General features: G+C 51.4%; 18 protein-coding genes, 1 tRNA gene and 2 pseudogenes. 11 read left to right on the plus strand and 10 right to left on the minus strand.

The features are described from left to right. Positions 1-342: 342 nt before the first annotated feature. A tRNA-Arg gene (locus tag ACZ5EH_RS20235) sits at positions 343-419 on the plus strand. A 200-nt stretch (positions 420-619) separates the two neighbouring features. Here the strand turns inward: ACZ5EH_RS20235 and ACZ5EH_RS20240 are convergent. From ACZ5EH_RS20240 to ACZ5EH_RS20265, 6 genes and pseudogenes are all read right to left on the minus strand, one after another. After that, positions 620-862: pseudogene (locus tag ACZ5EH_RS20240) on the minus strand (IS3 family transposase); the annotation flags it as partial. Between the two features lie 44 nt (positions 863-906). Next, positions 907-1,635, minus strand: a complete 729-nt coding sequence (locus ACZ5EH_RS20245; protein ID WP_464275677.1) for a sulfite exporter TauE/SafE family protein — start codon at positions 1,633-1,635, stop codon at positions 907-909. A gap of 167 nt (positions 1,636-1,802) precedes the next feature. Then, a complete protein-coding gene (locus ACZ5EH_RS20250) occupies positions 1,803-3,083 on the minus strand; it encodes a TRAP transporter large permease (protein WP_464275678.1) in 1,281 nt (426 codons plus the stop codon). Positions 3,084-3,094: 11 nt separating this feature from the next. Then, a complete protein-coding gene (locus tag ACZ5EH_RS20255; RefSeq protein WP_464275679.1) occupies positions 3,095-3,586 on the minus strand; it encodes a TRAP transporter small permease in 492 nt (163 codons plus the stop codon). 104 nt (positions 3,587-3,690) lie between these two features. After that, the gene (locus tag ACZ5EH_RS20260) at positions 3,691-4,641 is read right to left on the minus strand and encodes a TRAP transporter substrate-binding protein (RefSeq protein WP_464275680.1); all 951 of its coding nucleotides are present in this window, start codon (positions 4,639-4,641) and stop codon (positions 3,691-3,693) included. 136 nt (positions 4,642-4,777) lie between these two features. Then, entirely contained in the window at positions 4,778-5,803 is a 1,026-nt protein-coding gene (locus ACZ5EH_RS20265; protein WP_464275681.1) for a LacI family DNA-binding transcriptional regulator, read from the minus strand. 790 nt (positions 5,804-6,593) lie between these two features. Here ACZ5EH_RS20265 and ACZ5EH_RS20270 point away from each other — a divergent pair. From ACZ5EH_RS20270 to larB, 4 genes and pseudogenes are all read left to right on the plus strand, one after another. After that, positions 6,594-8,027 carry a lactate racemase domain-containing protein gene (locus ACZ5EH_RS20270; protein ID WP_464275682.1) on the plus strand — a complete coding sequence of 478 codons (1,434 nt, stop codon included), beginning with the start codon at positions 6,594-6,596 and terminating at the stop codon, positions 8,025-8,027. A gap of 15 nt (positions 8,028-8,042) precedes the next feature. Next, on the plus strand, positions 8,043-8,921 hold the full coding sequence (locus ACZ5EH_RS20275) for an NAD(P)-dependent oxidoreductase (RefSeq protein ID WP_464275683.1): 879 nt from the start codon (positions 8,043-8,045) through the stop codon (positions 8,919-8,921). 133 nt (positions 8,922-9,054) lie between these two features. Further along, positions 9,055-9,963, plus strand: a pseudogene (larC, locus tag ACZ5EH_RS20280) (nickel pincer cofactor biosynthesis protein LarC); the annotation flags it as partial. 122 nt (positions 9,964-10,085) lie between these two features. Beyond that, on the plus strand, positions 10,086-10,841 hold the full coding sequence (gene larB, locus ACZ5EH_RS20285) for a nickel pincer cofactor biosynthesis protein LarB (RefSeq protein WP_464275684.1): 756 nt from the start codon (positions 10,086-10,088) through the stop codon (positions 10,839-10,841). 164 nt (positions 10,842-11,005) lie between these two features. Here larB and ACZ5EH_RS20290 read toward each other — a convergent pair whose 3' ends face one another. From ACZ5EH_RS20290 to ACZ5EH_RS20305, 4 genes are all read right to left on the minus strand, one after another. Continuing rightward, complete coding sequence (locus tag ACZ5EH_RS20290) at positions 11,006-12,619, minus strand: DUF6798 domain-containing protein (protein ID WP_464275685.1); 1,614 nt, start codon at positions 12,617-12,619, stop codon at positions 11,006-11,008. Between the two features lie 464 nt (positions 12,620-13,083). Beyond that, positions 13,084-14,520 carry a sodium:proton antiporter gene (locus ACZ5EH_RS20295; protein ID WP_464278334.1) on the minus strand — a complete coding sequence of 479 codons (1,437 nt, stop codon included), beginning with the start codon at positions 14,518-14,520 and terminating at the stop codon, positions 13,084-13,086. 217 nt (positions 14,521-14,737) lie between these two features. Further along, positions 14,738-15,160: a universal stress protein gene (locus tag ACZ5EH_RS20300; protein ID WP_464275686.1), complete on the minus strand. Its 423-nt coding sequence runs from the start codon at positions 15,158-15,160 to the stop codon at positions 14,738-14,740. A 976-nt stretch (positions 15,161-16,136) separates the two neighbouring features. Next, on the minus strand, positions 16,137-16,427 hold the full coding sequence (locus ACZ5EH_RS20305) for a DUF1127 domain-containing protein (RefSeq protein ID WP_464275687.1): 291 nt from the start codon (positions 16,425-16,427) through the stop codon (positions 16,137-16,139). Positions 16,428-16,515: 88 nt separating this feature from the next. Here ACZ5EH_RS20305 and ACZ5EH_RS20310 point away from each other — a divergent pair, with 88 nt between their 5' ends. The 6 genes from ACZ5EH_RS20310 (at position 16,516) to ACZ5EH_RS20335 (ending at position 22,610) form a co-directional block, all read left to right on the plus strand. Beyond that, a complete protein-coding gene (locus ACZ5EH_RS20310; protein WP_464275688.1) occupies positions 16,516-17,451 on the plus strand; it encodes a LysR substrate-binding domain-containing protein in 936 nt (311 codons plus the stop codon). A 176-nt stretch (positions 17,452-17,627) separates the two neighbouring features. Next, the gene (locus ACZ5EH_RS20315; protein WP_464275689.1) at positions 17,628-18,098 is read left to right on the plus strand and encodes a GNAT family N-acetyltransferase; all 471 of its coding nucleotides are present in this window, start codon (positions 17,628-17,630) and stop codon (positions 18,096-18,098) included. Continuing rightward, positions 18,068-18,409 (plus strand): hypothetical protein, encoded by a 342-nt coding sequence (locus tag ACZ5EH_RS20320; RefSeq protein ID WP_464275690.1) that lies wholly within the window; start codon positions 18,068-18,070, stop codon positions 18,407-18,409. The genes ACZ5EH_RS20315 and ACZ5EH_RS20320 overlap by 31 nt, the downstream gene beginning before the upstream one ends. Further along, entirely contained in the window at positions 18,406-19,629 is a 1,224-nt protein-coding gene (locus ACZ5EH_RS20325; RefSeq protein WP_464275691.1) for a pyridoxal phosphate-dependent aminotransferase, read from the plus strand. The genes ACZ5EH_RS20320 and ACZ5EH_RS20325 overlap by 4 nt, the downstream gene beginning before the upstream one ends. A gap of 247 nt (positions 19,630-19,876) precedes the next feature. After that, positions 19,877-21,661 (plus strand): protein kinase domain-containing protein, encoded by a 1,785-nt coding sequence (locus ACZ5EH_RS20330; protein WP_464275692.1) that lies wholly within the window; start codon positions 19,877-19,879, stop codon positions 21,659-21,661. 184 nt (positions 21,662-21,845) lie between these two features. Beyond that, a complete protein-coding gene (locus ACZ5EH_RS20335) occupies positions 21,846-22,610 on the plus strand; it encodes a dienelactone hydrolase family protein (protein ID WP_464275693.1) in 765 nt (254 codons plus the stop codon). The last annotated feature ends 15 nt before the right edge of the window (positions 22,611-22,625 follow it).

Genomic DNA, 22,625 nt, shown 5'->3' on the forward strand with positions numbered 1-22,625 from the left:
GCATATGATCCTATCTTTTTTCTCAGATAATGGCTTGGTATTTCCTACTAAAATATTGCCTGAAAGTCTCTGCGTTTATGCCCAGGAAAAGACGACAAGAGTGTGACATTGTTGATGAGGTGGGAACTCTCCCCCACTCAGGCACTAACCATGATTTGGGAAAAGGAGCGTCAGGTGCAACCCTGACAAGGACCAACACCAAAACAGAGTCAGCGAGTCCATTTTTCAGCCAAAACAATTCATGATAAGACCCTGTAATCAAATAGCTTCAAAAATTTACAGCAATTTCTGGAAAATTTCTTATTGACAGGCAGACCCACCACACCTATAAGGATTTCTTCCGCGCCCGTAGCTCAGTTGGACAGAGCGCCGGACTACGAATCCGTAGGTCGGGTGTTCGAATCGCCCCGGGCGCACCAAATGGAATAGGCACTTACGCAAGAGCGTGAGTGCCTTTTTCTTTTTCAGGGCTATTCTGTTCGCTTCATCTTCGCTTCCCACCACGTATTCACAAAAGCTGTATAGGCAGTGCCCTCCCCCCAAACACCAGTGAGCACGTGTTGAGCAGAACGGTTCTCCTCCCATTTTTAAGAGGCTTGAAATGCAGCGGTTATGCGGCCATGTTCAGTTCCAGTTTATGACAAATCCAGTATGCTCTGCGTGAGATTCCAGTGAATGCCCTGCACGTTGCGCAGATACAGGAAGCACAGGCCGCCCTCCCATAGTTCTGCTGGTTGTATGTCTAGCGCGTCAGCCAATCCGCCGATTCGTTCTCGGCCGAGTGTTTGGGCTCGTATCGATAACAGGTCTGGCTGATGGCAAACGCCTCGCAGGTCTGACTCGATAAGTATCGCACACCATGCATGTGATCGAAAGCCGTCGGCTTGATTCGCCGTCTATGGATGCCTATTGGCTGAACAACAACGTAAGGGCGCTGATCGAGGTAAAAAGAAACAGCCCGTAGCGAAGTATGGTGGCGTTGAAAAAGTGCGCACTGCGGCGGGCCGTTGCATAACCGAGCACAACAGCGGGCGTAAGCAGCGCCGCCACCAGGCATTCTTGCAGGGTGATGCGGCCGACCATGGCCAGCGCGGCGAGGGACAGGCACACGGAAAACAGGCCGATACACGCCAGGCTGGCGCGCCTTTGCGGAACAGGCTCGTTCTGCAGGGCAATGGCCAGCGGCGGAAGGCTGACGCCACAGATGGTGCCCATGAACCCTCCAAGCAGTCCGGCGCCGAAGAGTACCGTACGGCCGGGGCGGATATTAAGGCCTGAAAGACTCAAGACCACAGCCGCCAGGATCAGGATGGCAAGCAGGATGCTCGTCTCCCGTTGCGGCAGGATACCCAGCACCAGAACCGCGACCACCGTTCCAAGCAGAATGCCACCGAACGTCCGCTTCACCCCCTGACCGTCGATATTGCTGCGCTCGTTCCAGACCATGGTCGTTGTCATCACAACCACCAGCAACAGGACCGGTCCAGGCAGAAAGTCGGGCGAAAGCATCCGCAACGGCGGGCTGATAAGCATGGCCAGACCAAACCCTATGATACCCTGCGCATAGGCACCGCAAAACACGATGGCGAACGCCGGCAACAAGATATCAAATGAGAGGAACGGGGCTGGTGTCATTCTGTATCAGGAGTTCCTGGTATCATGATGCGCAGAAGTTGCAGGCACAAGGATTTGGAAACAGCAAGGCGGACAATCGCACAGGCATATGTACAACCTTCCCATGGATTATCCGCCATGCAGTATTCAATCTGTATTCATACAATCAACACAGAGGCATGCAAACTCTACCCATGCATCAAGTTTGGAAGAAACATCACCACTTCTGGAAAGAACACCATCAGCACCAATGTTCCGATTAATATAAAAATAAAGGGAACAAGTTCGCGTACCATGTCTCCAAAAGGCACATTGGTGATTCGCTGCATAATGAAGATATTGATGCCGAATGGTGGCGACAGCAGACCGATCATGAGGTTGAAGACAGCGATCACCCCAAAAAAGACGGGATCAATGCCCACTGCAGTGACCACGGGCAGAAAAACCGGAACTGCAATGGTCAAGATGGCTATCAGCTCCATGAACATGCCCATGATCAGCAATATGCAGTTGATGATCAGCATCAGCATTGTAGGATCGCTGGTCAGAGCGAGCAGATGGGTGCGGATCATTTGCGGAATCTGCTCGGTGGATATCAGCCATCCATACAGGGCGGCGGCGGCGACAATAAGCATGATGGCCGCGGTCGATGCTCCGGCTTGACGGAACACCTTTGGCAGCTGCGAGAGTTTGAGCTCGCGGTTGCATAAGCCGAGCGCCAGGGAATACAGGACCGCAACGGCGGCTGCTTCCGTAGGGCTGAAGATACCGCCCCATATCCCGCCAAGGATGAGCACAGGCAGGAAGAGCGACGGCGCGGAGCTGATGAAAACCTTGACGACCTCGGGGAATGGTGCGCGCTCGCTCTTCTGATTGTAGTTTCTTTTTTTGGCCAGAGCGACAATGAGCACCATCATGGCGAGGCCGAGAAAAACACCCGGGATAATGCCCGCCAGGAAGAGGTCCCCGATGGAGGCCCCTGCGATGACGCCGTAGACGACCATGGGCACGCTTGGAGGAATGATGGGGCCGATGGTGGACGAGGCCGCGGTGACGGCTGCGCTGAAGGGGCGATCGTATCCTTCATCGAACATGGCCTTGATTTCGATCATGCCGAGCCCGGAAGCATCCGCCACCGCAGAACCCGACATCCCGGAAAAAAGCATGCTGGCCATGACATTGACGTGGGCGAGCCCGCCGGTGATGTGTCCGACAAGCACATTGGCCAGCTTGAAGATACGCTGCGTGGCGCCGGAGTGGTTCATGAGCTCCGCCGCCAGTATAAAGAGCGGGATGGCGAGCAAGGGAAAACTGTCGAGCGCGTTGGACAGCCGTTGCGACACAATAAGCGTGGGGAGTGTGCCCTTGTAAAGGATAAGGGCGAGGCTCGACAGCAAAAGGGAGAAGGCGACGGGGACACCGCACAAGAGCAGCACCATGAGGCCTCCAACCAGGATGACAAGAGACATATGACCTCTCCTTACGATTGACCAATGGACGGCGTGCGCAACATCTGGATATCTTTGAATACGTGCAGAATATGCCAAATTGCCATCAGAAAAGAGCCAAGCAGCACAGGGACGACCATTATCGCCATGGAGCCGCCCGTGGCGGGAAGCGCCATGGAGTATGTCGCCGGTATTATTCGCCAGGCGCCATAAAACATTACGCAGAGAACGAAGATGACCAAAAGGGAGCGGAGGATATCCGCACAGATTTTGCGTTTTGGGTTGCGAAAAATGTTATCAACCATATCAATGGAGATATGGCTGCCTTCCATGGAGGCTTCCGCCCCTCCAATGAAAACCAGATAGCCGAACAGAATCCTGGAGAGTTCCTCAGGCCATGGCAAAGGAGATTGGAAAACAAATCGAAAAGTAACCTGCATGGTCACGAAAAAAAAAATCCCGGCGAGTGACAGGATTACCATCCAGGCAACCAGTTTCTCGAGCATTTTTTCAAAAAGGTTCATGACTTCTCCCAACGTGAAAGCATGGATAAGCACGATCATCCGTGCGGAGCGGGAAAGGAATGCGCCCCACACGGATGATCAAAGGGAATCCTTCACTCTTCCGGCTAGTTTTTCCACTCGCTCATAATGTATTCAACGAGATCAGGAGAGTAGCCCACCTGTTCAACCAGCGTCTTGAAGTTGTTACGGAAGTGGGTTTGCCATGCCTCGTGGTCGACTTCGATGATTTCTACACCGGCGTCGGCCATTGCTTTTTCAGCGTCGGCAATATCCTTGTTGAGCTGTTCGTTATGCCATGTGGCAACTTCCTGAGCAGCATCAAACAATGCTTTCTGGTCTTCTTCGGAAAGCTTTTCGTAGGTCTTTTCCGAAATCATGATGCCGGTTTCTTCGTAGTTGTGGTTGGAGCGGGTAAGGTGCTTGGCGATAGTATGATACTTGTTGAAGTAGAGCCAGTTGGAAGCCTGCTCCGTAGCGTCTACAATCCCTTGCTGCAGACCGGTAAAGGTCTCTGCCAAAGCGATGGGCGTGGGGTTCGCGCCGGCGAGCTTGAAGTTGGCGATCCAGCTTTTTTGTTCAGGAACGCGAATTTTAAGGCCTTTCATGTCCTCAGGGGTTTTGACCGGCATGGTGGAAATGATGTTGCGGGGGCCGCGGTCCCAGTTCTGGGAGATAATACGGATACCACTGTTCTTGGCGAGCTTGTCGGCCATTTTCTTGAAGAAAGGACCATTCTGCACCCTGCGGGCGTGCTCCTGATCATTAAACACATAGAGACAGCCGGAAATCCAGAAGTCGGGATCAAAAGCACCCAGCCAGGTTGTAGCACCTATGAACATTTCAATGGTGCCGAGCTGCATGCCCTGAAGCATATCCATTGCAAAGCCCAGCTGAGAAGCCGGGTACACTTCAATTTTCACCCTGCCGTCGGTTTTCTCGGCAACCAGAGCGGCGTATTTTTCAGCGCCAATGGTGTCGATGTGTCCCGGGGGGTCGATCAGGCCAGCCTTGATGACAACGGGGTCCGCAGCAAAAGCAAAACGTGGGCCTGCCATCAAACATAAAGCCAACACAGTAAATAACAGCGACATTTTCCTCATCATCTTCTCTCCTTACGAACAGCTCATATGGTTGCAGAAGTCGGGGTTACAAATGGCTACTCCGCTCCTTTTCCATCCTGCGCCTGCCTGTTTATCGGGCCTGCCCCGGATAAACTGCACAGGATTTACGTACTATGAGATCCGTTCCCAGGGTGTAATGCCTGGGGTCAGAAATTTCCCCCTTGGCGAGGCCAACGATGGTTTCCGCTGCAAGTATGCCCAGCGCATGGGCGTCGACACGTATGGTAGTAAGGGGCGGGTTGAGGTATTCGGCAAAATCAGCGTCATCGAAACCAATGATGGAGATGTCATTGGGCACTTGCAATCCAGCCTGCTGGATTGCATGCATTGCCCCGATCGCAAGCACGTCACTTGCGGCAAAAACGGCTGTGGGAGGATTCTCCAGAGACAAGAACCGGCCCATGGCCTCCGCACCTTCTATAAAGCGCGGCTGGCGTTCCAAAATCAGATTCTCGTCCGGTTCAATGTTGTTTTCCTGCAAGGCTTCCAGGTATCCGTCCAGACGTTTTTTCGCTCGCGATACCTTGGAATAAGGACCGACAATCATGCCGATGCGATGATGCCCAAGGCTAAGAAGATATTCCGTGGCGGTTTTTCCGCCCTTTTTATTATCAAACCCCACATAGTTGAAACGGGGATCAATCAATTTTTCCCAGACAATGACAATGGGGACGCCAGAATTCGCAAGGCTTTCGATGAGCTTTTCCTGACCAGTGACTAGGCCGGTCATGATAATGCCTGCGACGCGGCGCTCCATGAACTGCCGCAATATTTTCTGTTCAATATCCAGGTCGTAGCTGGTCACTCCCTGTATGGTGGAGTACCCGACGCCCATGGTCACGTTCTGGATGGCGCAAAGCGTCTTACCGAAGAGAGAGTCGGCGGTCGGGACGAGGACACCGATCACGGTGCTCTTTTTACTTGAAAAGTCCTTGGCGGCAGCGTTGTATATATACCCGCTTTCCCGCACAGCATTCATGACCTTCTCCATGGTCTTGGGACTGACCAGGTGTGGAGAATGAAAGACGCGAGAAACAGTTGCCGGTGAAAGACCAACTCGTCTGGCAATTGTTTTCATGCTCAAGTCTTCGGCCATGCGGACAACTCCTTTTAGCAGGACGTTATGTAACCGGTGTCAATTTCGATCTTAAATTATTCTATTCCTGTCAAGCACAAAAATATTCAGTTTTTGCTTGATGCTCGTAATACCAATGCAAACTATAGGAAAATAAAACCAAGAACAACATGCATTTTTGGTGACTTTTGCTCTTCGGGCTGATGGTACCAATTTCATTTTTTTGAGTGATTTTTTAAAAGTTTCTCATTCCTTCTGTACCCAAGAAAAGGCCCGCGACGTATCAAAAGAGTACCTTTTTCATTTTTATATGTAAAAAAAGAATACGAATTTAAAAATAGTAACACAAAAACTCCTCAGGAGATTTTTCCACAACAAATATTGCGCTGTGGCCTGGGCTCGCGGACTCTTTTGCGATAGAGTAGCAAAATATAAATGCAACCGATTTCAAATTGCTCAGAGTCCTCTACGTGAACTGAGGAGTTGCCTTTGCCTGACAACGGACAATGGCGAACAAAAAACATCATTTAATTCAGGTGTATAATATAATTAGAAAGATTCTGAGCACGCATTCATCAGATACGTGCAGAAGAGATTTTTTTATGAAATCAGTTTCAATTTCTTTGCGTTTACTTGTAATCTTCTGTATGAACACACCGCAACGGACAGCAAGAAAAGAATTTCGGGGAGGAACGGAGCATAGCATGCAGACGCAACGTTACGCCCCTCATTTGAAAGTAAGGCAAACTGCTAACGCAACCATCCAATCGAACAATTGGCGTAAAGCAAGACCAACGGCAAGGAGATGCACATGAAAGAAGTACTCTTGGACTACGGTGATTCCAAAATGCGCGTTGAGCTCCCGGAGTCGGCTATTGTCGTTCGCTATGGTGAGACATACACCGACCCAAAAGGAGTTGAGGATTCGCGTGAGGCTACGCGAAAGGCCTTGGAAAACCCCCTGGGACTGCCGCGTCTCAAGGATCAGGCCGGACCTGACAAAAAAATAGTCATCGCCTTCCCTGACAGGGTCAAAGGCGGGGCGCACGAACTTGCCCATCGCAAAGTCTCGATTCCTTTGGTGGTCGAAGAACTGCTCGCCGGCGGCGCCAAGCTCGAGAACATCACCCTGGTCTGCGCCATGGGCTTGCACAGACAGAATACACTGGAAGAATGGTACTGGTATCTCGGAAAGAAGATAGTTGACCAGTTCTACCCGGACCGCCTGGTGAATCATGATGGTGAAAGCCCTAACATCCGCGACTTTGGCAAGGATTCCATGGGCAATACGGTTGTCTGCAACCCGCTGGTGGCGGACGCCGATATTGTCGTCGTCATTGGGCATTGCAGCGGCAACCCCTATGGCGGATATTCCGGGGGGCACAAGATGGTTGCCACCGGTTTAACCGGATGGCGTTCCATCGCTTCTCACCATTGCCCGGAGACCATGCACCGGTCAGACTGGCTCGGCGCCTCGCCAGAAGGTCGCATGCGCCAGCAGTTCCAGGCGATTTCCGAACACTTGCAGGCTTCCATCGGTAAACAGATCTTTGCCGTGGACGCTATCATTGGCCAGTTCGCCGAGGTGCTCGAAGTGCACGCGGGGGATGTATCCGCAGTGGAAAAGGCATGCCGCCCTCTGGCTGACAAGCGTACCAACGTCACACTGCAGGGCGTGAAGGAGCCCGCGGACGTGCTGGTTGTCGGGCTTCCCCGTAATTTCCACTACGGCCCGGGGATGGGCACCAACCCGCCCCTGATGAGCCTGGGGATCGGCGTACAGCTATCACGATGCTGGCACGCCATGCGCGAAGGATGCGTGATCATCGCGGCATCCGTCTGCGACGGCTGGTTCAATGATTTCTGGTTTCCTTCTTACCGCGAAACGTATGAAAGAATGCAGAAATACAATACAATCCCCGAGTTTCTACACTCCTCGGACGCGCATGAAGTAGCAATGAATCCGCACTACCGGTACAGCTACTCCAATCATTACACCTACCACCCGTACCATGCCATGAGCATGCTCAGCGGCGGCTCCGTGCCGTTCAACCATTGCGACCGCGTTATCATGGTAGGAGCGAAAAAGCCCGAATACGCTCGTGGTCTGGGGTACGCCACCGTAGGCACTTTTGACGAGGCCATGCGCCTTGCCGAACGCTACACCGGTAAAAATCCCCGCATCCTTTGCACGCCGGAGTGCTACTCGGGCGGAGCCGCGGTACACCTTTCTCTTGATAAATAACCCAAAGGACCAGTCATGAAAAAAATCGCTTTACTGGGCGCTGGAGTCATGGGTTTTTTGGCGGCTTCCAAATTGCTCGAAAAAGGGTTCCCACTCACCGTATATGACCCCTTCCCTGCCGCTCAGGATCGCGCCAGGGACGCAGGAGCGACCATCGGAGAAACCCCTGCCGCTGCAGCCGCAGGAGCCGATGTCGTGGTCATGTTTCTGCCTGGGCCAGTGCAGATTCGCGAATGTGTCGCCGGAGAAGATGGCGTTTTGAGCACACTCGGTCAGGGGAGCATTGTCGTCGACCATAGTACCTCTGACCCCGGGACCACCAAGGCAATGGCGGCCCTGGCGCAGGATAAGGGCATCGATTATCTGGACGCGCCAGTGCTGGGGCGCCCTTCCGCCATCGGTAAATGGGCGCTGCCCATCGGCGGCGACAGCGCGGCGCTGGAAAAATGCCGCGAGGTGCTCGAAAGCTATGCAGGAAACCTCATGCCTGTTGGCGATTCCGGCCAGGGGCACGCCATAAAGCTGCTCAATCAGCTCATGTTCGGTGCGATCAATGCGATGACCGCCGAGATGATGGCCATTGCCGACAAACTCGGTATTGCGCCAAAGTTGCTCTACGACACCATCACCTCGAGCCGCGCGGGGACGGTGAGCAACCTCTTCGTCGAGCTGGGGCAGCGCATCGCCGCTGACGATTACGATAACCCGTCTTTCAGCGTGAACCTCTTGATCAAGGACGTGGCCTTGGCCACAGATATGGCCAAAGCGGAAAACGCACCTCCTGTCCTTGGCAGGACCATTAACTATTTAAATGAATTGGCCAGGGCGCAGGGGCTCGGAGGCAAGGACACATCGATAATGTGGAAATGCGTCCGCCGTTCGTTTGAGCCTTAAAAGGTAGCCCACTCTTCGTAGGGCGGCTGGAGAGACAACACCGGCGTAGGATTTTCGGCCCTCAATACATGGAATCTATTTCCTGCAGCCTTGTCGCCATGCGGCAAGGCTGCCGAAATAACAAGGGAAGACCATGATTCTGTACTACGACTGTTTTGCTGGAATAAGCGGCGACATGAACCTGGCTGCTATGATCGACCTTGGTGTGAAGCCCGATTTTTTGCGGTCTGAACTCAGCAAACTCGGGTTGGACGATGCGTTCGAGCTGAAAGTTCACCGGTCATCCAGGGGCGGCATTTGCGGCACCAGGGTTGATGTGGTGCTGCATGAGGCACATGAACATGAGCATGAATCCACTGCCGACAGCGACCACGTTCATGCCCACAAGCATGCTCATGAGCATTCACACCATGCGCATTCACATCATGCGCATTCACATCAGGGAAACGGGAAAAACACCCACACACACGAGCATGGCCACGCGCACCACCGCAACCTTCAGGACATTCAAGCTATTATCTCTGACAGCACATTGCCGGAAAAGGTAAAAGCCACCAGCCTGAACATTTTTCAAAAAGTTGCCGCCGCCGAAGCCCGTGTACATGGCAAACCGTTGAATGAAATACATTTCCATGAAGTTGGAGCGGTTGATTCCATTGTAGATATCGTAGGCGCCGCCATCTGCTATCACCAGCTCAATGTGGAATCCATATGGGCGTCCCCCGTGGAACTCGGGGGCGGTTTTGTTCATTGCGCCCACGGCCTCATTCCTGTACCTGCGCCAGCCACAGTGGAGATTCTCCACGGTATCCCGACCACACGTGGCAGGACGCAGTATGAAACCACCACGCCTACCGGCGCCGCTATTCTCGCCTCCCTGGTAGACGTCTTTACGGATACCCCGTCAATGACCACCTGGCAGACCGGTTACGGAATCGGCCACAGGGCGATGAACATTCCCAACATGCTGCGTGCGCATCTGATCACCACAGAAAAAACCAGACCATCAGGCAAAAAAGCAGACCACAGGAGTCTCCCATGCTTGGGAACCGTGGTGGAAGCCCCCGAGACAACAATGGCCACGGCCAACAGGACAGAGCTCTAGCACAGGCGGAACGGGCGAGTACCGTTCAGCAAACACCTGCGCTGCTATGGAAGAAAAAAGTGCAAATACACAACCCATTAAAACAATTATTGATAGACGTCCGAGAAGGCAAGGTGGACGTCGATCAAGGCGTGGAGCAACTGCTTTCCAGCGCATCCATTGATTTGGGGCACACTAAGTTCGACCTGCATCGTCCGTTGCGCAACGGTTTCCCCGAGGTAATCTACGGCGAAGGCAAAACTCCTGGCCAGGTCGCTGAGATTTTTACGAACGTGGCCTTTTATACGAATATTCTGGCCACTCGGGTTTCTCCAGAAATGGCGGCGCATGTGCAATCCGCCTGCCCTGATGTCGAATACAATTCTCTGGGGCGTACCCTGACCCTGGTGCGCAAACCCATCCAGTACAATACCGGCGAAATAGCCATCATAACGGCCGGGACTTCCGATCTGCATGTTGCCGAAGAGGCCCGGGAAACTTGCGAGATTCTGGGCAGTCACGCGAAGGTCATTTCCGATGTGGGGGTTGCCGGAATCCACCGTTTGTTCGAACATCTGCCCGAAATTCGCAAAGCGCGCGTCGTCATCGTGATAGCGGGAATGGAAGGCGCCCTTTCAAGCGTCATAGGAGGGCTGATACCGCAACCCATCATCGCGGTTCCCACTTCCGTAGGGTACGGCGCGTCATTTTCCGGACTGTCCGCGTTGCTGGGTATGCTGACGTCCTGCGCCAGCGGCGTAACCGTGGTCAACATCGACAACGGTTTTGGCGGTGCCTGCGCCGCCTGCAAGATCAACAACCTATTTCAAGACTGAACAGGCGGTAACGGCAAAGGCGAAACGCATGGACCTGCGGTTTCGCCTTGTACACCGTTTGCCATCCCGCACGTATTCACACAAGCTACATAGGTAGTACCGCAACAACTACGGGCCTGTGCGTTGACGTCGCACTGCACTGCCCCCCTGGGAAACACTTTCTTTCACTTTACCACTTTGTACACTGTATACCGCCCATGGGAAAATACCCTCTCAAGGCCTTCCGTATTGAATGTTTTGATGTTTATTCCATTGATATAGTCATGGGCAGCAATGGTTTCAGGATTCTGTATAACTACATAATCGATCATAGCATCTAAATTATCTATTACTTCTGCAATATCAATATCATATTTTGTAAAAGCGCGCCGTCTGGCCTCACGCACACCGTCTACAGATTCTGGCGCCTCGATTTCATGCATGTCATATTGCACGCGAAAACGTTCGTACCAATCCCTTTGTGCATCCGCCACAAGCGGTATCGTCTTGAAGGAAAAATACATAGGACGTAGTGCAGCTGTTCTTATAGGCAAGTCAGAATAATTCAAGAAAAGCGCTTCAGGAACAGTGTTTTCTTGTAGCCATTCCAGGACTTCACCACGGTCGTTTGCAGTGAACGGGGTATTTACGTGATAGCGCCCCACCAAGACAATCGAGGCTATGGCCATCAAGGCAAAGGCCATAGTGTTCGTATATTTCCGAGAAAATGGCGATATTGCCTTCTTCTTAAATAGCAGAAAAAATGAAGCAGTGAGCCCCACCCAAGCAAAGACCACCACCGTCACACCAATTCTGTAGGGCGCTATCTGAATCATCAAAGGCCAGCGCACAAACGTGGCAACAAGCGAAACAAGCAACAAAACAACAGCAAGACTTGAAAGCACCCCTTCCATCTGCCGAAAAGATTCAGAAACAGACACATTACGCCGTATGGTGGCACCAACCGCAACTATTGCAGCACCCAACAGGAAGAAAAATTTCCACGGAAGATCGTAAATATTATAAATTGTATAGTGGTGCGGCGCGCGTAAAATTTCTATGACTGGCGATACATCAACATTACTTGTCCCTTTGCTGACCACATATACAAAAAGCAAATAAGGAAAGACAGCAAAACTATACGCAACTGAAATTACGATTTTGTTTTTATGTGTTGTTATGTTGGTACACGCTAAACACACAATCAGAGCGCCATAAAAGAAAATGGCGTAAACAGGGTACAATGTATTGGCAATAAAAAGAAATACTGCAGCCAAATAATATTTTTGCTTAAGATGGCATCCTACTGCAAAAATCATAAACGGAAATACAAATAACTCCGGATCCATAACAGACGTAAACAGCCACCTGTCTGCAGGGATAACTCCAACCTTACAGACCAGAAAAAGCCCTGCAACCCCAATGGCCGTCAGCAGTTCGTTCTTAATCCCAAGCGCTCTGTACAGGAGGCGTACTGCCAAATACAGCAACACCAAACTAAAGGAATGAAGTACCAAGAATATATTTGGCAGGTTGTCTATTCCAAAAAGCGATGTAAAAATTCTTACAAACGACAAATATGGTGTTATCTGGGTAAATTGCGTTGTATGCAACTGTACGAATACATCACCTGCATAGAATGCTTTCCCTGCAATTTTATACAACAATGGAATTTCTTCTACATTATTTCTACAGCCAAAACAAAACGGAAGAAGAAGGTAAAAGCATGCGAGATAGGTTAGTATAAAAGCAACAAGAGGCAACGCTTTTATTTTTTGATAAGGATTTAATATCTTCAATGCAGTATTCTTATTACAAATAGACCGTTAGTAATATCCATCAATCTTTTACCATATCAAATCAGACTTTCCTAGACAAACCAAGGTCATTACATATTGAAATATAGCGAAAACTATGTACGATATGTTCTACTGTAAATACAACTACAAAAACAGACATACATAGAATTCAATCGTTGCATTCAGACGGCTAAAGCAGCACAAAAAATCAATAACAATATACAACTTCACAGCACACTTTACAAGCTACACCACCATAAATACCCAACCAAAAATTACGAGACGCATAGAGAATCAAAATGATTACCTCAATGCATTCACAAAGCACTGCAAACAGCACTTTACGGGGCGCCTCCCAGTAATAACGCTATGCCCCCTTATGACATTCTGACCTGACTCCTCATAAAAAAGGCCTGCCCCATAAATAAAGGGCAGGCCCAATACTGTTACAATGGCAGTTGCGATTAAATGAAAATAAGCTGCACCAATACGAACATTGGCACGAGAATGACCGCACTCCAGGCAATATAGCCGAAGAAGCTGGGCATTTTCACACCACTGCTTTCAGCAATGGAGCGGACCATAAAATTGGGAGCATTACCGATATAGGTACAAGCCCCCATAAACACAGCCCCGCAAGATATTGCCAACAACGTAGAGGCCAACGTCGTCATCAACTCTACGGCGTCACCACCTGCTGTATTAAAAAACACCAGATACGTTGGGGCATTGTCCAAAAACGCCGACAGCGTGCCCGTAAGCCAGAAGTACACGTGGTCCAGAGGTTGCCCATCCGCACCTGTAACCATGTTGATAACTCCGGAAAGTGCGCCGCTGGTTCCTGCCTTGAGAATGGCGATAGCCGGAATCATCGACAGGAATATACCAATAAAGAGTTTGGCAACTTCCACGATGGGAAACCAGTCAAAGTCATTCTTGCGTCTGTTTTCCACGGAGGTAAACTTGAGAGAAAGAAACGCCATGGCAAGCAGAATGAGATCCTTGAGCACATTCTGCAAATCGAGATGGGTTCCGTAAAGATTAAACTCAACGCCCGACTTCCACATACCGCTCATGAGAACGCCACCAACAACCCCAGCCAGGAAAAGCAGGTTGATCTTGCCTTCCAGCCCGAGCTTTTCTCCACTGTGTGCGCTTTCCGGCATTTCCGGGCGACCTTCCTTATTGTAGAGCCAGGCGTCCATGGCAAAGTAGACGGCCAACAGCACCACGGTCAGGAATAACATGGGCAAAAACAAATGCGTTGTGGTCCAGAAGAAGCTGACACCTTTCAAGAAACCAAGAAACAAGGGCGGATCCCCCAAAGGCGTCAAAGAGCCTCCAATATTGGCCACCAGAAAAATAAAAAACACCACCGTATGCACCTTGTACTTACGGTGCGCGTTGGCACGCAGCAAGGGGCGTATCAGCAGCATGGCAGCTCCCGTCGTCCCCATCCAACTGGCCAGGATGGTCCCCACAAGCAGCACCCCAACGTTGACGACAGGCCTGCCGACGAGCTCTCCTTTCAAACGCACGCCACCAGCAACGGTAAACAGCGAAAAAAGCAAGATTATGAATGGTATATACTCAAGGAAAAGGACGTGTATGGTTTCATACAGGGCCAAATCAAAACCATACGTCACTGCAAAGGGCAGAAGAAAAGCAAGCGCCCAAAACCCCGAAACTTTTCCAAAGTGCTTATGCCAAAAATGTGGCGCAGTTAAGGGAAAAATGGCAATGGAAAGCAACATGCCCACGAAAGGCACAATCCAATACACACTCAATTCCGAACCGATAGTCTGCGCAAGGTGATGCAAATCACCGTCGCTGGAAGCCCATCCAATCTGTGGGAGCAGCAAACTTGCGACACAGAGAGAGGCTAATACAACATACCGAATACAGACAGGAAAATTCACTGTAAAAATCCTCCAGTTTTAGAATGCATCACCCTCAAAAAAATTTCACCGCCTCATTTATATGAAACAATCCATGATAAAACGTGGCAGGTTTTATGGGATATGTAGCAGCTTTGCATCCAATCAAATTGGAATACACAACGAATACACACTATCACAAACGTATCATACCTGACTGAAAAGCCATGCCGTGGTCTTGCTAGCGAATTATAAGAACCGGACAACATGTCCGCTGCAAAACATGATGTGTAACGCTGCCTACAAATAACGTTTCAAGGTCAGTGAGGCCACGGCTTCCCATGACGATGAGGTCGATATTGTTTTCCACTGCATAATCGATAAGAACATTGGCAGGTTCGCCTGTGCGCACCTCAATTTTGTAGCAGACGTTGTGGCCATCGCAGAGGTTCTGATAGTCCTTCACCAGTTTTTGTCCTTCTGCTTCAAGCTCCTGCTCCAACTTCTCACGCGCGGTGCCGCCAATGAGGAGGGGGATGTGGCCGGGACAATGCAACAAGGTCAACTCCGCACCCTGTGTCCTTGCAACGCCCCGGGCATAGTGAGCTGCCTTCTCCGAATGTTTGGAGCCATCGACAGCCACGAGGATTTTATTGAACAGCATTCCGGCACTCCTTTGGTAAAACATTGTACTCCTGAAACGGTCATGCAGTTCCAGCTGCAACGCATTTCCGCTTCAATGGACCCAGGGGCAGAAATCCATTCCGCCCCCTTCAATGTATGTGCTGCGTCGAATGCGCAACGTTTCTGGCTGCAGGTAATAGTGTCGGCGATTCCCTGCGCCATGAGCAAAAATAAACCTCCTCTTCACGTAAGACAAAGCCACCGCAACACCACTGCCCCTCGTCTTAATACGAGGGACATGCTGCAAAAGGCGGTAATTGCCTGTTATGACTGGCCTCAGTTATTCTGGCACCAGACGGGCCAGCTATCCTAACGCCATCAAAGAATATGTATACTTACCATATCTCGTGTAGAATAAGGATTGTCAACAATAATCGTATCTGGACGACGCACAAAACTTTTATAAAGAAAACATTTATCCATCAAAACACACAGTTTGGAACTTCTAGAACATAAATACACATAAAAAAAACACACAGATCATAAACACACAACAATATTAACATCCAAAAAACATTACACTTATATTTTTTTCAATATTACCATATCAAAACACCTTCTCAACATTCATAATTAATATTACAATTTTAATATAATTAATATTTTATTCTAAAAATATACATTACACATTCTTTCTTTACACAACAAAAGAAAACAAAAATTTTCCATTAAAATAATTTCCTATATTTCTTCTTTTCACTGGACATATCCCCACCTACTACAATCTTCCCCAAAAAAATAAAAAGTATGATCTTATTTCTTCATAAACACCCTGAAGAAGCACCAGACGGACTATTCATAAAATACGAAAATGAACTCACAGTCGCATGCCACAAGCCCGCAACAATCAAAAAGAAAAGGCACCCATACCAGCGCACAGGTGCCATGATTTTTCTTGTTTTAGCACTTTCCGATACACTTTTTGTATTTCTTAACGCCCCTTTCCCAGATTTTCCTTATTTGCCTGCGCAACGACATACACTACAATGATGGGCATTTATTCTATGTTCCCACGCACTTTTCAAATGGCCTGCCAGCCTCCCACGCAAAGGGCGCCCACTACCAGATATAGAAGAAAGCCCCTCTCTGCTCAGGCCAATATCCTGCAGCATGTAGTCACTCAACTCGCCTAACTCACGCAAGGAGCGCGATCTGTTGCGAGCAACCTGCATCGTGTTTACAGTATGACGCATCCAATCCAGTACCTTGCCAATCATCGTTCCCTTTCGCTTCTCTTGCCTGTTCATATTTACCTCCTTGACGTTGTATAAATAATGGGGCACAAAAGGCGATAAGTAAAACGAATTGATTTAATCAAAGCAAGTAGGAATTCTAATGACAGACGTTGACACTGATCTTTTACGCTCATTCGTGGCCGTGGCTGAAACCCTGCACTTCACAAAAGCCGGGGAGTTGGTGAACCGTACGCAATCCGCCGTGAGCCAACAGATCAAACGGCTGGAAAGCGAACTGGGAGTCAGGCTGTTTGAGCGTGGGCACGCTCACACAAACGAAAATGGGAACGCAGGAAACAACAAGGGAGTCAGGCTTACTGAAGCGGGTGAATCATTTCTCCCGTACGTCAGGAAAATTCTCAAAGCCCATGACGAAGCTCTCGCCACACTACGCGATCCCAAACTCAAGGGGCGCATACACGTAGGCGTGTGTGACGAATTGGCAATGTGCTTCTTCCCCGAAGTGTTATCTCGCTTTGCGGAGCACTACCCGCATATACAGGTGGAAGTTCGCTGTGAGACAGGCATCATTCTGGACACCCTGCTTGCGCAAGAAGAACTGGACCTATACGTCAGCACAACGTTGCGCACACTGCCAGGCACTGAAATTATTGCGCGCACGCCCCTGCTGTGGGTGACGTCAGAACGCCATTTCGCTCATGAAACAGAACCGCTCCCCGTGGCCTTTTTTCAAAAGGGGTGTTCGTACCGAGACCATGCCACCCAAGCATTAGAAGACAGGGGGCGGACCTACCGTATCGCTTATTCCAGCCCATCACTCGCCGGCATTCATGCAGCCGTGGCCTCCGGTCTGGCTGTGGCCCCTCTTATTACCTCCGCATTTCCCCCTGACGTCAGATTGCTTGGTGAGCGTGAAGGCTTTCCCCCCCTGCCCCTGGTGAACGTGTTCCTTGCACGCAGCAAGCGGCGCGCTACAGGGGCGGATTGCTTTTACAACATACTCAGTGACGTCATCTGCGCAGGCGAAGCCATGCAACCTGCCCGCATACTGGTAGGCGAAGATCAGGCTGCCTGAAAAACGTCCCCCTGTGTTGTCCGCGCCTTGCTCGCTTCGTGCCCGTGTTTCAAAATTCAAGCAGATTTCTCAAATCCTGCCCTTTTTGCGTCGTCTCCCTCCAGGTTGCCTTATTGAACGAGCATTGTATTATTGGCGGATCAAGACAACTGCCCCATGTCAACACGGAGCCACCCATGGAATACGAAATCCGCCGGTTGCAAACCACAGCTGAAATCGAGGACTGCATCCGCCTGCAAAAAGAAATCTGGGGGCTTGATCAGCAAGGAACCATGTCCCCCATAACTTTGAAGGCACTCACGCAGCAGACGCCGCCTGTCGGAATAGTACTGGGGGCATATGACAAAGGGCGCATGATAGGCATGAGCATAGCCCTGGGCACCCTGGAACCCACCGTAGCTTACGGGCATATGCTCGGCCTGCTTGATGCCTATCGGGATCATGCCCTTGGTACTGCACTTATGCAGCACACAGAAAACGCACTGAGCTCCCGCGGCATAACCGAAATGGTTTGGACCTTCGACCCCCTGGAGAGTCGCAACGCCAATGTCTACATTAACCGCATGGGGGCGCGGGGGTATCACTACCAGGAAATTGCTACCACGCGCACAGCGATATGCACGAAGGATTGCCCCAGGACAGAATGATGGTGCGCGCCAAACTGGGCAGCGCCAAATCTGTCCCGCCCCCTATTGAGCTGAATAATGCACTGGCCTCCTGGCCTGTTGTCTCCACCACAAACATGCCGGATACGGATACCGTGCTTGTTCACATCCCCAGCGATCTGGCCGCCCTCAAAAAGAGAAGCATGGCTGAAGCAATACGCTTTCGTCAGGAAACCCGCACGCTCTTCACGGATTATATAAATAAACGCGGCTTCTTAGCCAATGGATTCGTCTCTGCAATAAACAGTGGCGAACGCGCAAGCTACTATATACTGACCAGAGAGGAATCATGAGCAATGCAGACAGGCTGGCCACACTGGCCAAACGCACCCTGGCCCGAGAGAGCCAAGGATACCTGCGCAAAGACGTGGACGTACTCGCCACCGTGGAGGAACTGAAGCAGCATTATGGCCTCGATAAGGTCTATCGCTTCGACGTGGGCAAAAACACTGACGGATACTCTCCGCTCATAGATGATGTCTTCAACCTTCCGGAACTGATAGGCCTCATAACAGGCAGCCTGCTTGAATATCCGGACAACAGTTACCGTCTGCTGCGCAACCAGCTTGCGCGACTCCACGATCTCCCTCCGGAATGGTTCACCCTCGGTGCGGGGTTGGAATCAGTCATCGATCAAATATGCCGTGCAGTCATAGACCCCGGCAACAGGGCTCTCATTCCAGTCCCAAATTTCGATGTTTTTGAAAGCAGCTCGATCAAAGCCGGCGCTGTGCTGGAATACCTTACCCTTCCGGCGCCGGAATATCGCTGGAGCGCTGCCACCGTGGACGAGTTGATATCCCGGATGTGTGGCGAAGGTCCTGGTGCAGAAGCCAAAGTGGTCTGGATCAGCAATCCCGTAAATCCCACAGGCCAACATATCCCGCATGATAGCATCAGCAGGATTGTAAACGCGGCGGCCAAAAGCCGAACCTTTGTGGTGGTAGATGAAGCCTACGGCGAGTATACGGACAATACGGGAGGGGTAGTCAGCGCCACCAGCATGGTGGCCCAGAATCCGCACCTGATGGTGCTGCGCACCTTTTCCAAGGCCTACTGCCTGCCCAGCACCCGTGTGGGGTACATGGCTTGCGCCTCCCCAGAGGTACGTGCTGCTGTAAACGTCTTCCGCCCCATGTTTCCTTTCTCGTGGATATCACTGTACATTGCGCAACTCGCCATACTGGACCAGGAGCACATAGAGGATGTGCGCACCAGGCTGGCAGCGCGCAAAGCCCACATATATGAGCAATTACAGGCCCCCGACTCCAGGCTCGAAGCTTTTGAATACGTTGCTTCCGACACCAACACCATCATGTTCCGCCATGCCTCGCTTACCGCCGAGGAGTTGCATGAAGCCCTGGCCCGCCGCGGCTTTCTCACTGCCAACCTGGACCGGTTCTCGGGCATACAGGGAGAAAGGTTCCTGCGCATGACCGTGCATAACGACGCCACTAACAAACTCTTCCTGCAGGCCTGTCGCGAGGTAGCTTCAGAAGTTGAGCACTTATAGCGAGCTGAAATTTTTCACCCTCATTGGACCACACCACCATTGTTGACAAGGCATGTGTGTCCACGTATCGGGAGGTGGAATCGGACTTTTTTACATGCCGGTTGTCAGGCGGTTTACACTTCTCATAGTTTTCTGTGTTCACCTCTCTTTTTACTTTTTTCTCAGCTCTGACGCACCTGGCCTGGAACAGACGGATAGCAACCATCTTGCGGCACATGTCGTGGGATGTCCCCATGAGGACAATTGCATGGTATCCTCTTCCGCCACCTACTGCCCTACCCATAGTTTTGAGCGTCGCCATTACCCCAGAACGCCAATGTCACGCCCCATTATTGGCGTGTTACAAACCCAGGAAAGCAACTGCCCGCCCCAAGAAGCGCTTGACCTGCATACTTTTGTGGATGTCGTAAACATCAGTGAGCATGGTGCATTGCTCGAATCAAACGTATTTCTGAAGCCCGAAACGGAACTTGCCTTTGCCTGGTTCGACTGTGCCGATGCCTGTTGGATGGCGCAATACAGCAAGGTAATTTGGTGCAAACCGCATTCGATACCAGAATGCCACGTTGCTGGCATTGAATTCTTGGACCCCCTTGAAATGGAGGCTCTGCACCCGACAAAACCGCTCAAGGCGCTCCCACATGAATTGGCATTCCTGGAAAATACCGCGCTTTTGGAGAGTCTGCCCCGGCAGGCGCTCTTGTCCTTATTGGACAAGCTGGAGCGCGTGCACGTGATTGCCGGCGAACGGCTCATCTGCCAGGGAACTCCTGGGGACGCCATTTATCTGGTTTTTTCCGGAGAATTGGTGGCCCGTGTGGAAAAAGACGGCAAGCTTCTTCATGCGGGGCGACTGCGCCCTGGTGATGTGATAGGCGAGATGGCGGTTTTCACCGGCGACAGACGCATGGCGCACGTTGACGCTGAACAAGATTGCGTTCTTTTCCGGCTGCGCTGTGAAGACTTTGAGCGTATCGCCAAGAAAAACAAAGGTATCCGCAGTTTTCTGACAGAGATAATGGCCCAGCGCTATCAGTGCTCCCCCCACGTGACACACCGCACGGTCGGCAAATACGTCATCCGCCACATGATTGGTAAAGGCGGCTGGGGGCTTGTCTATCTTGGAGCGCACAAGACCCTGGGCATGCCCGCAGCCATTAAAATGCTACGACACGACATGGCCATGGAGCCTCTTTTTTTGCAACGCTTTCGCAAAGAGGCCAAGACCATCGCGTCCTTGAACCACCCCCGTATTGTAAAGGTTTTCGACATAGAGCACATTTTCCGCACGGTATTCATTGTCATGGAATACCTGCACGGCGCATCCCTGCGCAGCATTCTGGACCGTGAAGGCCCGATGCCGCCAGCCCGATGCGTTGGCATACTGGGCCAGATTCTGGACGGACTCGGCTACGCCCACAAAAGGGGCATCGTCCACAGGGACGTCAAACCGGACAACATTTTTCTCCAGACGCAAGGCGCCGCAGACGAAAACGCCTCAGACAGGATCAAGATTCTTGATTTCGGGCTGGCCACGACAAGCGGTATGGGAAGCTGCGGTCTTGGGGGCACCATTCACTATGCTTCCCCCGAACAGGTGGCCTTTGATCCTGAAGACGAACGCTCAGACATCTATTCCCTTGGCATTATGGCGTACGAGATGGTCACAGGCCATCGCCCCTACCCTGAAGAAGATTTGCACGCCCTTTTGGACATCCGTTGCGCTGCGGAGATTCCGGATCCGGCAGACACAGCGCCCGATCTGCCCCAGAAACTCAGGGAATTCATCATCACGGCCTGCCGCATCGAGCCCGATAATCGCTTCCGCAATGCCGCAGAAGCCATGAATTGCCTGCGCCCCTTGTTTCTTCGCTATAGTGATAATGGCCACACACCCCATAACCTCACTACATTGCAACTATTTTATAATGATGCGCACCACACCGCCCTGCAGGAATTGCTTGAAAGCTTTGCCGCACAGGCCGAACATCTCGGCGTCACGGTAAAGGCCACAACATTCCGTGATATTTGATCATACAACCCATGGCTTCCTATAGCTGCCACTGCAAGACGCCGGCATGTCGGGTGGCAGCTTATCCCCGTTTTATCCCCCCTGCTTTTACCTCTGCACCTGTGCTATGGAAGTGTAATAGGAAAACCTCGCCCGCTTTCTGCGGGCATACCCGGCCCCTTCATGCCGGAAAGGAGCCTGAATCATGAATACGAGACTACTACAGACCACGAAATACGCCATTACGCTTCTGATTGTGCTTTTAGCCACCGCCCCCGTCTTGGCGGCAAAGGGCAAGGACATCACCTATCAGGTCGATGGCAAAGAGTATCAGGGGTATTACATCACTCCCAAGGAAGGAGCGCCCCTGGTATTCATGATCCACGACTGGGACGGCCTGACCGACTATGAAGTCAAGCGCGCAGGAATGCTGGCAGACCTGGGCTACGCAGTATTTGCGGCCGACCTCTTCGGCAAGGGCGTTCGCCCCGAAAAGGTGGAGGAGCGCCGCAAGCTCACGGGGGAACTGTACAAAGACCGCGCGAAAATGCGCGCCTTGATGGTTGGCGCCTTGAAAGAAGCCAAGGCACAGGGCGCCAACACCGCCAATGCCGTTGCCATGGGGTACTGTTTTGGCGGCACAGCCGTGCTGGAACTGGCGCGTTCAGGAGCGGACCTGAAAGCGTTCGTCACCTTTCATGGGGGGCTGGCAACACCCGAAGGTCAGGATTACTCCAATACAAAGGGTCAGGTGCTCGTCCTGCACGGGACGGCGGACCAAAGCGTGAGCATGCAGGACTTTGCTGCCCTTGCCGACGCCATGGAGGCTGCAGGCGTTACCCATGAAATGATCACCTATAGCGGGGCGCCCCATGCCTTCACCGTGTTTGGATCGGAACGCTACCGCAAAGACGCGGATGAAAAGTCATGGCAACGCTTTACGCAGTTTCTGGATGCAACCCTGAAGTAACAATACGCGGCCCGG

The sequence above is a fragment of the Desulfovibrio biadhensis genome, from assembly GCF_055388615.1.

Bases quoted from the DNA above. Each gene is read 5' to 3' on its own strand.
- ACZ5EH_RS20245 (WP_464275677.1), bottom strand. From the start codon at position 1,635: ATGACACCAGCCCCGTTCCTCTCATTTGATATCTTGTTGCCGGCGTTC.
- ACZ5EH_RS20250 (WP_464275678.1), bottom strand. From the start codon at position 3,083: ATGTCTCTTGTCATCCTGGTTGGAGGCCTCATGGTGCTGCTCTTGTGC.
- ACZ5EH_RS20255 (WP_464275679.1), bottom strand. From the start codon at position 3,586: ATGAACCTTTTTGAAAAAATGCTCGAGAAACTGGTTGCCTGGATGGTA.
- ACZ5EH_RS20260 (WP_464275680.1), bottom strand. From the start codon at position 4,641: ATGGCAGGCCCACGTTTTGCTTTTGCTGCGGACCCCGTTGTCATCAAG.
- ACZ5EH_RS20265 (WP_464275681.1), bottom strand. From the start codon at position 5,803: ATGGCCGAAGACTTGAGCATGAAAACAATTGCCAGACGAGTTGGTCTT.
- ACZ5EH_RS20270 (WP_464275682.1), top strand. From the start codon at position 6,594: ATGAAAGAAGTACTCTTGGACTACGGTGATTCCAAAATGCGCGTTGAG.
- ACZ5EH_RS20275 (WP_464275683.1), top strand. From the start codon at position 8,043: ATGAAAAAAATCGCTTTACTGGGCGCTGGAGTCATGGGTTTTTTGGCG.
- ACZ5EH_RS20300 (WP_464275686.1), bottom strand. From the start codon at position 15,160: ATGCTGTTCAATAAAATCCTCGTGGCTGTCGATGGCTCCAAACATTCG.
- ACZ5EH_RS20305 (WP_464275687.1), bottom strand. From the start codon at position 16,427: ATGAACAGGCAAGAGAAGCGAAAGGGAACGATGATTGGCAAGGTACTG.
- ACZ5EH_RS20310 (WP_464275688.1), top strand. From the start codon at position 16,516: ATGACAGACGTTGACACTGATCTTTTACGCTCATTCGTGGCCGTGGCT.
- ACZ5EH_RS20315 (WP_464275689.1), top strand. From the start codon at position 17,628: ATGGAATACGAAATCCGCCGGTTGCAAACCACAGCTGAAATCGAGGAC.
- ACZ5EH_RS20320 (WP_464275690.1), top strand. From the start codon at position 18,068: ATGCACGAAGGATTGCCCCAGGACAGAATGATGGTGCGCGCCAAACTG.
- ACZ5EH_RS20325 (WP_464275691.1), top strand. From the start codon at position 18,406: ATGAGCAATGCAGACAGGCTGGCCACACTGGCCAAACGCACCCTGGCC.
- ACZ5EH_RS20330 (WP_464275692.1), top strand. From the start codon at position 19,877: ATGGTATCCTCTTCCGCCACCTACTGCCCTACCCATAGTTTTGAGCGT.
- ACZ5EH_RS20335 (WP_464275693.1), top strand. From the start codon at position 21,846: ATGAATACGAGACTACTACAGACCACGAAATACGCCATTACGCTTCTG.